Source organism: Streptomyces sp. NPDC051776 (assembly GCF_040681345.1).
In the GTDB taxonomy this organism is placed as follows: Bacteria; Actinomycetota; Actinomycetes; order Streptomycetales; family Streptomycetaceae; genus Streptomyces.
This window is the reverse complement of the sequence record NZ_JBFAYQ010000049.1, coordinates 20,501-33,248: the sequence shown is the minus strand read 5'-3', so window position 1 is coordinate 33,248 and position 12,748 is coordinate 20,501. Positions and strand designations below refer to the sequence as shown.

The following is a 12,748-nucleotide window of genomic DNA, read 5'->3' as shown; positions in this document are numbered from 1 at the left end:
GTCCCCTGCGGGGGTGACGGCGGGGTGTCCTCTGCGTCGGTGACGTTGCGTCCCCGGCGGGGGTGACGGTGGACTGTCCCCGGCGCTGGTGACGTTGCGTCCCCTGCGGGGGTGACGGCGGGGTGTCCTCTGCGTCGGTGACGTTGCGTCCCCGGCGGGGGTGACGGTGGACTGTCCCCGGCGCTGGTGACGTTCCGTCCCCTGCGGGGGTGACGGCGGGGTGTCCTCTGCGTCGGTGACGTTGCGTCCCCGGCCTCCGGGACGTTCAGGCGTCCCCCCGCGCCCGTGACGGCGGTGGGGGCCGGCCGGGGTGTGACCGGCCGGGCCCCCCGCCGGGTTCAGAGCCCGTACCGCTCGCGGGCCTCGCGCACCGCCTCCTGCTTGACCTCGCCTCGCCGCGCCAGCGCCGCGAGCGCCGCGACGACGACCGACTCCGGGTCAACGCCGAAGTGACGGCGGGCGGCCTCACGGGTGTCGGAGAGACCGAAGCCGTCCGTGCCCAGCGAGTTCCAGTCCTGCGGTACCCACTGGCTGATCTGGTCCGGGACCGCGCGCATCCAGTCGCTGACGGCGAGGACCGGGCCCGGTGCGCCTGCCAGGGCACGGGTGACGTACGGGACCCGGTCCTCCCCCGTGAGCTGCGCCGCGTCACAGGACAGGGCGTCACGGCGCAGCTCGCTCCAGGAGGTCGCCGACCAGACGTCGGCGGCCACACCCCACTCGTCGGCGAGCAGGCGCTGGGCGTCCAGCGCCCAGTGGATGGCGGTTCCGGAGGCCAGGAGCTGCAGATGTGGGGCGTCGGACTCCGGCGCCCCCTCCAGCACCGAGGCCTCCTGATACCGGTAGAGACCCTTGAGGATGCCGTCCTCGATGCCCGCGCCCTGCGGCATGAGCGGCTGGACCTTCGTCTCGTTGTAGAGGGTGAGGTAGTAGAAGACGTCCTCCGCCTCCGGCCCGTACATCCGGCGCAGGCCCTCGCGGACGATCACGCCGACCTCGTAGGCGAACGCGGGGTCGTAGGCGAGCGCCGCCGGGTTGGTGGAGGCGATCAGGTGCGAGTGCCCGTCGGCGTGCTGAAGGCCCTCGCCGGTCATGGTTGTGCGTCCGGCGGTCGCGCCGATGAGGAATCCACGCCCCAACTGGTCGGCGAGCGCCCACATCTGATCGGCTGTCCGCTGCCATCCGAACATCGAGTAGAAGATGTAGAACGGGATCATCGGCTCGCCGTGCGTGGCGTACGAGGTGGCGGCCGCGGTGAAGTCGGCCATCGAACCGGCTTCCGTGATCCCTTCGTTGAGGATCTGACCGTTCTGGGCTTCCTTGTAGTAGAGAAGCTGATCGCGGTCGACCGGCTCGTAGGTCTGGCCGAGCGGGGAGTAGATCCCGGCGGTGGGGAACAGCGACTCCATGCCGAAGGTGCGGGCCTCGTCGGGGACGACGGGCACCCAGCGCCGACCGGTCTCCTTCTCCCGCATCAGGTCCTTGACCAGGCGGACGAAGGCCATGGTCGTGGCGATCTCCTGGCTGCCCGATCCCTTGGCCAGGGCCTCGAAAGGCCTGGCCGACGGCTCGGGCAGGGCCACCGGGTGCACCCGTCGCGCCGGGGCCGGCCCGCCGAGTGCCGCCTGCCGCTCCTTGAGGTAGCGCACCTCGGGGGAGCCGGGGCCGGGGTGGGCGTACGGCACCAGGTCCTCGCCCAGGGCGCTGTCGGGGATGGGGAGTTCGAGGAGATCGCGCATCGCGCGGAACTCCACGCCCGTCAGCTTCTTCATCTGGTGGTTGGCGTTGCGCGACTCGAAGCCGGGACCGAGCGTGAAGCCCTTCACCGTCTGGGCGAGGATCACGGTCGGCGCGCCCGTGGCCTCGAGGGCCGCGCGGTAGGCCGCGTACACCTTGCGTGGCTCGTGGCCCGCGCGCGAGGTGTGGAAGCAGGCGGCGATCTGCGCGTCGGTGAGCACCTTCGCCACCTCGGCGAGCGCCGGATCGCTGCCGAAGAAGTGCTCGCGGATGTAGGCGGCGTCGCGGGTGGCGTACGTCTGGAACTGCCCGTCGGGGACCTCGCGCAGCCGCCGAACGAGCGCGCCCCGGGTGTCGAGCGCGAACAGCGCGTCCCACTCCGTGCCCCAGAGGGACTTGACGACATTCCATCCGGCGGCGCGGAACTGCGCCTCCAGTTCCTGCACGATTTTGAAGTTGGCCCGGACGGGCCCGTCGAGCCGCTGCAGATTGCAGTTGATGACGAACGTGAGGTTGTCCAGGCCCTCGCGTCCCGCGAGGGCGAGGGCGGCGGTCGACTCCGGCTCGTCCATCTCGCCGTCGCCGAGGAACGCCCACACGTGCGAGGCCGAGGTGTCCTTGATCCCGCGGTGCTGCAGATAGCGGTTGAAACGCGCCTGGTGGATGGCGGCGAGCGGCCCGAGCCCCATGGAGACGGTCGGGAACTCCCAGAGCCACGGCAGCCGCCGCGGGTGCGGGTACGAGGGGAGGCCGCCGCCGCCCGCCTCCTGCCGGAACCGATCGAGGTGTTCCTCGGTCAGACGGCCGTCGAGAAAGGCGCGGGCATAGATGCCGGGGGAGGCGTGGCCCTGGATGAAGAGCTGGTCGCCCGAGCCCCCGCCCTCCTTGCCGTGGAAGAAGTGGTTGAAGCCGGTCTCGTAGAGCCAGGCCGCGGAGGCGTAGGTGGCGATGTGGCCGCCGAGCCCGTAGCGGCTGCCGCGGGTCACCATCGCGGCCGCGTTCCAGCGGTTCCACGCGGTGATCCGGCGCTCCATGTCCTCATCGCCGGGAAGCGCCGGTTCGGCGGCGGTCGGAACGGTATTGACGTAGTCGGTCTCCAGCAGCCGCGGCAGGGCGAGAGCGCTGCCCTCGGCGTGCTCGAGCGTGCGGCGCATCAGATACGCGGCGCGATGCGGTCCGGCGGCACGGGTGACGGCGTCGAGCGAGGCCGCCCATTCGGCGGTCTCCTCGGGGTCGCGGTCGGGGAGCTGGTCGAGCCCGCTCGGCTGGTTGCGCACGACGTCGGTCATGGGTGGCCGCCTTCGACTGACTGGTCCCGTCTCCGGCCGCGGGGGAGCGGGGAGGCGGGACGGTGAGACACGGGACCTGCCGGGGTGGGCAGGGCGAGGCCGGTGGGCCCGAGGAGCAATGTAGATCTGATCGATGATCGATCAAAGTGCTGGCGACGGAAAACTTCTCCGAGGCGCGAAGGTGGCATTCCGTGCCACGGAATCCGGCACTCGGTGCACCATGAGGGGTGCGGGAGGGGGCACGGGACGGTCAGGCCGCCCGGCACCCAAGGCCTACGGGGCAGGAGGGCGTACGGGACGGGTGCTGCTCAGCGGGCGCTCGGCAGGAGTCGGGCACGGCACGCTCGCACGGCTCAGCCGCACGCTCACGCACGGCTCAGCAGAGCTCAGCGGTCGGCGGTGCACAGGCGCGCGGCGCGGGTCCTCGGCAGGAGTCGGGCCCGGCACGCTCGCACGGCTCAGCCGCACGCTCACGCACGGCTCAGCAGAGCCCAGCGGTCGGCGGTGCACAGGCGCGCGGCGCGGGTCCTCGGCAGGAGTCGGGCCCGGCACGCTCACGCACGGCTCAGCCGGCACCCTCGCGCACGGCTCAGCCGGCGCGCGGCGCGCACGAGAGCACATGCTCCTTGACCAGTTCGCCCACTCGCGGGTCCTTGCGCCGGAACGCCTCGACGACGGCCTCGTGCTCCTCCGCGTACGACTGCTGGCGCGTGCCCAGCCAGCGGATCGAGAGCGCTGTCCACACCTCGATGCCCAGGGACTCCCAGGTGTGCAGCAGCACGCTGTTCCCCGAGGCCCGGACCAGCTCGCGGTGGAAGGCGACCGTGTGCCGCACCTGTGCCTCGGCGTCGCCCGCGCGGTCCGCCAGTTGGAGTGCGGCGACCTCGGGCTCCAGGACGGAGACGTCCTCGCCGAGCCGGGGCGCGGCCAGCTCGGCCGCGATCTGCTCCAGCCCGGCCCGCACCGGGTAGATCTCCTCGAGGTCGGCAACGGCCAGGCTCCGTACCCGTACGCCCTTGTTCGGCGTCGACTCGATCAGCCGCAGCGCCTCCAGCTCGCGCAGCGCCTCACGTACGGGCGCCTGGCTGACCTCCAATTCGACCGCGATCCGCCGCTCCACGATCCGCTCGCCCGGCTTCCACCGCCCGCTGATGATCCCGGACACGATGTGCTCGCGGATCTGCGCGCGGAGGGAATGGACGACGGGTGGGGCCATGGGGGAGCTGCTCCTCGGGAGTTGGCGGGCGCCCTCGACAATACGGCCGGGCCCGGCACCGGTCGCCCCCGTCGGCTCGCGGATCGCCTCCGTGACGAGGAACACAGGCCGGGATATGGACGGCGACACGGATGTGACGCAGGCAGGGCACGGATGTGACGCAGGCAGGGCACGGACGGGCCCCAGACAGGGCGCAGCGGAAACACAGGTGGGAGCACGGCTACGGACCGCGGAGGAGCAGGACACGTTGCGGAGTGGCGCGCGGGACACGGCCGGAGCGCAAGGCGGCGCGCACGCGCCCGGCGGTGCAGGATGGTGGGGTGATCGAGACCGAAGTTGTTCCCACGCCGACGGGCGACGCGCGGATCACCTGGTGCCGCGGCGCCAAGGAGGCGCGGCGTGTGCTGGCCGTGAGCCACGGCGCGGGCGGCGGCATCGAGGCACGCGATCTCCAGGCCCTGGCTGGGGTCCTGCCCATGCGCGGTGTCACGGTCGCGCTCGTCGAGCAGCCCTGGCGGGTCGCCGGCAAGAAGGTCGCACCCGCGCCGAAGACCCTCGACGCGGCCTGGACCGCCCTGTGGCCCGCACTGGAGAAGCCGGGGCTTCCGGTCGTTGCGGGCGGCCGCAGCGCGGGTGCCCGGGTCGCATGCCGTACGGCACGTGCCCTCGGTGCCCACGCCGTGCTCGCCCTGTCCTTCCCGCTGCACCCGCCGGGCCGCCCGGAGAAGTCGCGCGTCGACGAGCTGACCGGAACCGGGCTGCCCACCCTCGTCGTTCAGGGCGGACGGGACCCCTTCGGGCACCCCGACGAGTTCCCGGCCGGCACCCGGATCGTCGAGGTGCCGCACGGCGACCACGGCTTCGCCGTCCCCAAGGCGGCGGATCTCGGTCAGGAGGAGGCGCTCGCCCTGATCGTCGACGCCGTCACCGAGTGGCTGGAGCGGACCCCGACCGACGGTTAGCGGACCCCGACCGAGGGTTAGCGGACCCCGACCGAGGGTTGCGGAAGATCGCCCCGGGTTGAGGCAGATCACTCCGGCCGCCGGGAATGTGTTGTGCGGGAGCCGCGTTGTGCGGGGTGTCCGTAACGCATGGCACCAGCAGAGGGAGTCTCCCGCATGGGTTCGATCCAATGCCCGCCCCGTCCGCAGGCCTCCGACGTCGTGTGGTCGCAGATGGCGGTGGCGCAGCCCGCCATGCATGGAGCGGCGGGCGGAGTGGATCGTCGTCTATCCTCCGATTCGAGCGGATCACCTTTCGGGTCCGCCCAGGCGTTGGAGGAGGTGGGTCCGGTCACCGGCACCGAGGAAGGGACCGACGACGGGCGGTCCGCTGAGACGGCCGTCGAGCGCAACGCGCGCTTCGAGCGGGATGCCCTGGGCTTCCTCGACCAGATGTACTCCGCCGCGCTGCGCATGACGCGCAATCCGGCGGACGCCGAGGATCTGGTGCAGGAGACGTACGCCAAGGCGTACGGATCGTTCCACCAGTTCCGTGAGGGCACCAACCTGAAGGCGTGGCTCTACCGGATCCTCACCAACACCTTCATCAACTCCTACCGGAAGAAGCAGCGCGAGCCGCAGCGCAGTGCCGCCGAGGACATCGAGGACTGGCAGCTGGCGCGCGCCGAGTCGCACATGTCGACCGGGTTGCGCTCCGCCGAGTCGCAGGCGCTCGACCACCTGCCCGACTCGGACGTCAAGGCGGCGCTGCAGGCGATTCCCGAGGAGTTCCGTATCGCGGTCTACCTGGCGGATGTCGAAGGCTTTGCGTACAAGGAGATCGCGGACATCATGGCTACACCCATCGGCACAGTGATGTCGCGGCTGCACCGTGGTCGCCGCCAACTGCGTGGTCTGCTGGAGGACTACGCCCGTGAGCGCGGGCTCGTCCCCGCGGGTGCGGGCGCTGCGTCGACCGAGTCGAGCGATCGGAAAGGCGCGGGATCATGAGCTGCGGAGATCCGCACGAGACGGACTGCTCAGAGGTCCTCGACCACCTCTACGAGTTCCTCGACCGTGAGATGCCCGAGGTCGACAGCGCGAAGTTCAAGGAGCACTTCGACGAGTGCTCGCCGTGCCTGGAGAAGTACGGCCTGGAGCAGGCCGTGAAGAAGCTCGTGAAGCGCTGCTGCGGTCACGACGACGTGCCCGCCGATCTGCGTTCCAAGGTGATGGGCCGGATCGAACTCATCCGGGCCGGCGAGGCCGTACCGGAGCAGTCCGTGATGGAGCAGGCGGTGGCCGAGCAGCAGGCGAAGGGCGCGGAGGCGGCCTCCAGGTCCGCTCGTACCGCCGATTCGGCCTGAACCCGACGTCCGCGACGGCCGGGTGGCCACGGGCGCGGCCGGTGACGGACCAGCCGCCAGAGCAGTTTCCGAGCCACCGTTCACCCCTCGGACATGGCCGGCCGTGACCGGTCGAGGCGAATTCTGTCCGGGCGTTTCATCGTCTTGGTGTCACCCGAAGGTGCGAATACGAACGCCTCGGAAGGCCTAATACGCGGATGACCCTTCCCCGGCCCGGATGCGGGCCTATTCTCCCCTTCCTGACGCGTGCGCCGACAGGAGAACCGGCGCGCGGCGAGCAGGGGGAGGACCTGTCATGCGAGCTGTGCCGCCGGGGGCTCGCGCGTACATACTGTGCGCCGTGCTCGCCGCCGCGGCCTGCGCCGGACCCGCAATACGTCCCGGCGCCGGGACGCCCTGGAGCGCCGTCGCCCTGCTCGCTCTGCTCTACGCGGCCAGTGAGCAGCTGACCCGCTGCCCGTTCATGGGCCACCGGGCGCCCACGGGCATGGGATCCTTCGTGCCGGTCCTGCTGGCCGGGGCCTATTTGCTGCCACCGGCGGCAGCCGCCCTCGTGGCCGTGCCCGGGGCGCTGGTCGGCCGCGTGGAGCAGCACCCGGTCCGGCTGCGGAGGGTGTGGCACGCGGCGCAGTTCCCGCTCGCCTCGTACGCCGCGGCGCTCACCTTCAACGTCGTGGCATCCTCCGGCGGTGCGCCGGACGCCGTGTCGGCCGCGGACTTTCCGTACGCCCTGCTGCCCGCCGCCGCCGGCGCTGTCGCCTTCTGCCTGGTCCTCGCCGCACTCGACGGCGGGATCCTGATCTTCGCCGAGCGCTGTCCGCCCCGCACCGCATGGCGCGTCCCCGTGCTCGGTTCGCTCGCCCCGCATCTGGTGCACGGACTGGCCGGACTGATGATGGCGGTGCTGTGGCGCAGCCCGTACGGACCGGTGGCCGCGTTGCTGGTGCTCCTCCCGATGTACATCTCCTGCTGGGTCTTCGGGCAGTACCACCGCGAGCGCGCCGCCCATCAGGCGACCATTCGGGCCCTGGTCCAGGCCGTCGACATCAAGGACCGCTACACGCGCGGCCACAGCGAGCGGGTGGGGCGTGCGTCGGTGATGATCGCCCGCGAACTCGGCATGGACGACGACCGGATCGAGACGCTGCGCTTCGCCGGCATCCTGCACGACGTCGGCAAACTCGGCGTCCCCACAAGGCTGCTGCGCAAGGACGGCCCGCTCACTCCCGAGGAACGGCGGGTCATCGAACTGCACCCCGAGTACGGACACGAGATGGTGCGCGGCATCGGTTTCCTGGGGGAGGCGCGCGCCGCGATCCTCCACCACCACGAACGGCTGGACGGGCGTGGGTATCCGTACGGGCTCTCCGGCGCGCGGATCCCCGAGTGCGCCCGGGTCGTCGCGGTCGCCGACGCCTTCGACGCGATGACCTCGACCCGCTCGTACCGGCGCGGGCGGCCGGTGCCGGCGGCGGTCGAGGAACTGCGCCGGTGCGCCGGTGCGCAGTTCGACCCGCGTATGGTGCGGGCGCTGGCCCGCGCGATCGACATCCACGGCTGGCACCCCGCGGTCACGGCGGACGCGCCACCCGCCAAGGATCCGTGCGGAAACGTCCCCGCACCGGGCCGGGAGACGGCCCGTACCGAGAGAGCCGAGCGGCCCGGGAACGCCGAGCCGGCGGGGACCGCGGGACCGCCGACGGCCGCGGAACCGTCCGAGCCGTCGTACTCGGCATCGGCATCGGCATCGGCCTCGGGCTCGGGCTCCGGTCCGGCCTCCGGGGCGCCGCGGCGCCCGCGTCCGATGGCCTCGCCCGGGCGGACCGCTTCCGGCTCGGCGGACCGAGGAGGTGCCGGGTGAAGGGCAGACCCTCCCCGAAACGGTCGTCGGGCGGGCGGGCCGGCTCGTCCCGCTCTCCTGATCCCCTCCCGGTCCCCGGATCGCAGGAGGCCGGACCCGAGGGCCGGGCTGCCCGGAAGCCGGACGGCGGGGCACGGGGATGCGACGGCGCCCCACCGGAGTTCGGTGTTCCGGCACCGGATCCTGACGTTCCGGCGCCGGGGTCCGGTGTTCCGGCAGCGGCCCTCGAACTCCCCGCACCGGAGTCCGTCAACCCTGCAACGGGCCCGGGCGTCGTGGCGCCGGAGCCCGGGAGCGCCGTGCCGCAGCCGGAGAGCGCCGCGGGAGCGGACGGGCAGGGGCGGCCCGGTGGGTTCCCGGGCGGGATTCCCGTGCCCGCCGGTCCCGTGCCCCCGTCCTGCGGCGGCCGGGTGGGGGACCCCGCCGGAGTCGATCGCACGGACAGCGGTGAGTCCGCACCGCCGCACGAGGCGGCCCCGCGCAACGGCCGCCCGGAGGCCCCGCACGCCGAACGGACGGCGCACACCGGGGACCCCTGGCACACCGAACGGACGACGGACCCCGGGGACCCCTGGCACGCCGAACGGGCGGAGCACCCCGGGGACCCCTTGCACCCCGAGCGGGCGGCGCACGCCCCGCACCTCGCGCACACGGGCCACGCCGGGCAGCCCGGGTCCGCGCCCGAGGGCCGGTACGGCTGCTCGGGTGCGCCGTCCGCCGCCGTGCCCTGGGCCGTCCTCGCCGTACGGACCCTGGGGGCGGTGGTCGGCGGCGCCGGATTCGCCTGGACGCTCTGGCACGGGATCCACGAGCCGGGCGCCGCACTCGCCTTCGGTGTCTTCATCACCGTCGGCGAACTCGTCCGCTGGGGCCCCGACGGGCGCGAGGCCGCCCCGCTCGGTGCCGCCGGTGCCCTCGCCTACGCGCTGCTCGGCGAGATCGCCGGGATGCCGTCGACGCACGGCGTGCCACAGGTCGTCACCGTCGTCGGAGCGGCCGCGCTGGCAGGTACGGCACCGCACGTCGCCTTCGGCGGAGCCCGGGCCCTCGATCACCTCGCACGCCGCATCCTCACCGTCACGTTCGCCGCCACCTGCTTCCAACCCCTTTACAACTCGGGGTCGTTGGACGAGTGGCCCGGCCAAGGCCCGTACTACGCCGTGCTGCTCGTCCTCCTCCTCGCCCTCACCTCACTGTGCGACGCCGTCCTGTGCGCGGCCCTTGCGCGGGCCCGCACCGGCTGGCCGTTCGCGCCCTTCCTGCGGGACGAACTCCGGGCGCTGATCGGCATCGGCTCCGCGATCTGCGCGACCGGAGTGGTGATCGCGCTCGCCGTGGCCGTCGCCGGGCTGTGGGCGCTGCCGGTCTTCTGTCTGCCGTTGCTGCTCACGCAGTTCTCGTTCCGCCGCTACGCCGCTGTGCGCAGCACCTACCGCCAGACCATCGCCTCGCTCGCCCGCGCCACCGAGATCGCGGGCTACACCCCCGCGGGGCACGCCCGCCGGGTCGCCGCCCTCAGCCGGGCGGTCGGCCGTGAGCTGGGCCTGTCCGAGCCGGACCTGACCGTGCTCGAGAACGCGGCGCTGATGCACGACATCGGGCAGCTCTCCCTCGTCGACCCCGTCCCGGCCGGGGCCACCGAGCCGTTGCCGCCCGAGGACCAGCGCCGTATCGCCCTGCTCGGCGGGGCGGTCGTCCGGCAGACCGGGGTTCCGGCCGAGGTCGCGGTGGTCGTCGAGCGCCAGGCGGATCCCTACCGGGAGCAGCCCCTGACGGCCCGCATCGTCCGCACCGTCAACGCCTTCGACGACCTCGCGGGCGGCGGCGGGTGCCTCGGCGGCCCGCTGAGCGCCCTCGAACGGCTCCGGCTCTCCACGGCGCGCGACTATGAACCACGGGTCGTCGAGGCGCTGGCCCGGGTCCTCGCGCGGGGCGGTGGCCCACCCTCGTAGCGAGCGAAGCGTGACCGGGGCGGGCGATGGGCAACCGAAGGGCAACAGCCGTCCCTGGAGCCGCAGAACCCGTGGGTAATGAGCGCGCGCGGAGACGGGCATGGTTGGATGCGGAGAAGAGGGGATTCGGAGTTCACCCGGGTGGCAATGAGCAGTGGTGAGCGTCCGGATCCGGGCTGAGATCGTGGGCGATGTGTGGCAGGTTGTCCTCAGGGGAGGGCGGCGCCGGGGACGCCGTACGGGGAGGGGGCGTCCTGGCCGCCATTCGGCCCACGTACGGCATACACGGCAAGGGACACGGAGCGAATCGGCAGGCGGGAAACGTGAGGATCTTCGGCAAGGTACGGCACCGGCCCTCCGCCTCATGGCGGCAGGCGACCGACCGGGCGTTCACCCTGATCGGCGACGGCCGGTACGAGGACGCCGGGGCGCTGCTCACCCAGGCCGCCGATCTCGAACCCTGGCTCTCCGAGTCCTGGTTCAACCTCGCGCTGCTCCACAAGTTCCGGCACGACTGGGAGCAGGCGCGCGCCGCGGGCCTGCGCGCCGTCGCGCTCCTCGACCGCGAGGCCGGCGCTCCCGACTGGTGGAACGTCGGCATCGCCGCCACCGCCCTCCAGGACTGGCCGCTTGCCCGCCGCGCCTGGCAGGCGTACGGGCTGAAGGTGCCCGGTGAGGACGTCCCGGCCACCGAGCCGGTCGGTATGGAGCTGGGCAGCGCCGCTGTGCGGCTCTCGCCCGAGGGGGAGGCCGAGGTTGTCTGGGGCCGCAGGCTCGACCCTGCACGTATCGAGGTGCTGTCCATCCCGTTGCCCTCGTCCGGGCGCCGCTGGGGCGAGGTCGTGCTGCACGACGGCGTCCCGCACGGCGAGCGGGTCACCTCCGCCGGTCCCTCGTACCCCGTCTTCGACGAGATCGAGCTGTGGGCGCCGTCCCCCGTACCGACCTGGGTGGTGCTGCTGGAGGCCGCCGGGGAGAGCGACCGGGACGCGCTGGAGCAGCTCGCCGCCGACGCCGGTTTCGCGGCCGAGGACTGGTCCTCCTCGGTGCGGCTGTTGTGCCGCTCGTGCTCGGAGAGCCGGATGCCCAGCGACGAGGGCGACGGCGAGCAGCATCTGGATCCGCATGACCACAGTGAGCCGGGTCATCCGGGACCGCTCGGGCACAGGACCGCGGGCGATCTGTGGGTGCCGGAGCGCGAGTGCGGGATCGCGGCGCCCTCCGGACTGGTCCGCGGTCTGCTCGACAGCTGGGTGGCCGACAGCCCGGACACCCGCGCGTGGCGGGACCTGGAAGAGGTCTGCTGAGCGGCCGGAGACGCCGCCCGCTGTACGCCGCCCCGGAAGGAGGTCCGGCGGAGACGGATGACCCGGTCCGCGCGCCCCATCGCTGGCCGTACCCTGTAGAGCAGCCCTATCACGGGCATCGCACCAGGCATGAGGAAGGCGTACGGCTGAAGATGGCGCAGCAGGAGAGCGGGCAGCAGGTGGCGGACGCCGAGGCGCAGCCCTCGGAGTTCACCGATGACACGGTGGACGCCGAGGCACGGGAGCAGGCGCACCGCGAGCGCGGTACCGCCCGCCCGATCACCGTCGTGGGCAATCCGGTGCTGCATCGGCGCTGCCGGGATGTGACCGAGTTCGACGAGAAGCTGGAGCAGCTCGTCGACGACATGTTCGCCAGCCAGCGGGCCGCCGAGGGCGTGGGCCTCGCTGCCAACCAGATCGGCGTCGATCAGCGGGTGTTCGTCTACGACTGCCCGGACGACGAAGGCGTCCGGCACGTGGGCGTGATCTGCAACCCGGTGATCGACGAACTGCCCGCCGAGCGCCGCGTCCTCGACGACTCCAACGAGGGCTGCCTGTCGGTCCCGACCGCCTACGCCTCGCTGGCCCGCCCGGACTACGCGATCTGCCGCGGCCAGGACCTCAAGGGCAACCCGGTCGTCGTCGAGGGCACCGGCTACTTCGCGCGCTGCCTGCAGCACGAGACCGACCACCTGAACGGCTACCTCTACATCGACCGGCTCTCCAAGCGCGACCGCAAGGACGCGCTCCGGCAGATGGAAGAGGGCACGCCGCGCTACGAGACGGTCCCCAACGGCTGATTCCTGTATTCGCGGCACACGCTCGCACAAGGGGCGGCCTCCTCTGAGGCCGCCCCGCTTGTATCCGATACGGGCCGCCCGCGCTATGGCAGGTCCATAGTGACGACCCGGCTGAGGGCCGGAGTGCCCGAGGGTGTGGCGTACGCCGCCTATCTCGCGCAGCCGTGTGCCGAGTGGCCCGACGGACGCCCGGTGATCACTCGTGATCCTGGTGACTTCAAGGGGATCGCGGGCGTGGTGAGCGTCCCGCTCCGCTGAGCCGGTCGCGGATCGACCAG

The 12,748-nt window shown here is 72.5% G+C and carries 10 protein-coding genes; 8 read left to right on the top strand and 2 right to left on the bottom strand.

Annotated elements, in window-relative coordinates; translation table 11 throughout:
* Window positions 1–338: 338 nt before the first annotated feature.
* Together aceE and AB0M26_RS27170 are read right to left on the bottom strand one after the other, a co-directional pair.
* Window positions 339–3,026: a pyruvate dehydrogenase (acetyl-transferring), homodimeric type gene (gene aceE / locus AB0M26_RS27175; protein ID WP_365264909.1), complete on the bottom strand. Its 2,688-nt coding sequence runs from the start codon at window positions 3,024–3,026 to the stop codon at window positions 339–341.
* Between the two features lie 589 nt (window positions 3,027–3,615).
* Window positions 3,616–4,242, bottom strand: a complete 627-nt coding sequence (locus AB0M26_RS27170; protein WP_365264907.1) for a GntR family transcriptional regulator — start codon at window positions 4,240–4,242, stop codon at window positions 3,616–3,618.
* A gap of 323 nt (window positions 4,243–4,565) precedes the next feature.
* Between AB0M26_RS27170 and AB0M26_RS27165 the strand changes: the two genes are divergently transcribed.
* The 8 genes from AB0M26_RS27165 to AB0M26_RS27130 all read left to right on the top strand — a co-directional run bounded on the left by AB0M26_RS27165 (window position 4,566) and on the right by AB0M26_RS27130 (window position 12,728).
* On the top strand, window positions 4,566–5,204 hold the full coding sequence (locus AB0M26_RS27165) for an alpha/beta family hydrolase (protein WP_365264936.1): 639 nt from the start codon (window positions 4,566–4,568) through the stop codon (window positions 5,202–5,204).
* A gap of 321 nt (window positions 5,205–5,525) precedes the next feature.
* Window positions 5,526–6,194 carry a sigma-70 family RNA polymerase sigma factor gene (locus AB0M26_RS27160; protein ID WP_365264934.1) on the top strand — a complete coding sequence of 223 codons (669 nt, stop codon included), beginning with the start codon at window positions 5,526–5,528 and terminating at the stop codon, window positions 6,192–6,194.
* Entirely contained in the window at window positions 6,191–6,550 is a 360-nt protein-coding gene (rsrA, locus tag AB0M26_RS27155) for a mycothiol system anti-sigma-R factor (protein WP_365264905.1), read from the top strand. The genes AB0M26_RS27160 and rsrA overlap by 4 nt, the downstream gene beginning before the upstream one ends.
* A gap of 295 nt (window positions 6,551–6,845) precedes the next feature.
* Entirely contained in the window at window positions 6,846–8,411 is a 1,566-nt protein-coding gene (locus AB0M26_RS27150) for an HD-GYP domain-containing protein (protein WP_365264903.1), read from the top strand.
* A 752-nt stretch (window positions 8,412–9,163) separates the two neighbouring features.
* Entirely contained in the window at window positions 9,164–10,363 is a 1,200-nt protein-coding gene (locus tag AB0M26_RS27145) for an HD domain-containing protein (protein ID WP_365264932.1), read from the top strand.
* 323 nt (window positions 10,364–10,686) lie between these two features.
* On the top strand, window positions 10,687–11,670 hold the full coding sequence (locus AB0M26_RS27140) for a hypothetical protein (RefSeq protein ID WP_365264901.1): 984 nt from the start codon (window positions 10,687–10,689) through the stop codon (window positions 11,668–11,670).
* 152 nt (window positions 11,671–11,822) lie between these two features.
* Window positions 11,823–12,470, top strand: coding sequence for a peptide deformylase (gene def, locus AB0M26_RS27135; RefSeq protein WP_365264899.1), 648 nt, complete (start codon window positions 11,823–11,825; stop codon window positions 12,468–12,470).
* A 99-nt stretch (window positions 12,471–12,569) separates the two neighbouring features.
* Complete coding sequence (locus AB0M26_RS27130; protein ID WP_365264897.1) at window positions 12,570–12,728, top strand: hypothetical protein; 159 nt, start codon at window positions 12,570–12,572, stop codon at window positions 12,726–12,728.
* The last annotated feature ends 20 nt before the right edge of the window (window positions 12,729–12,748 follow it).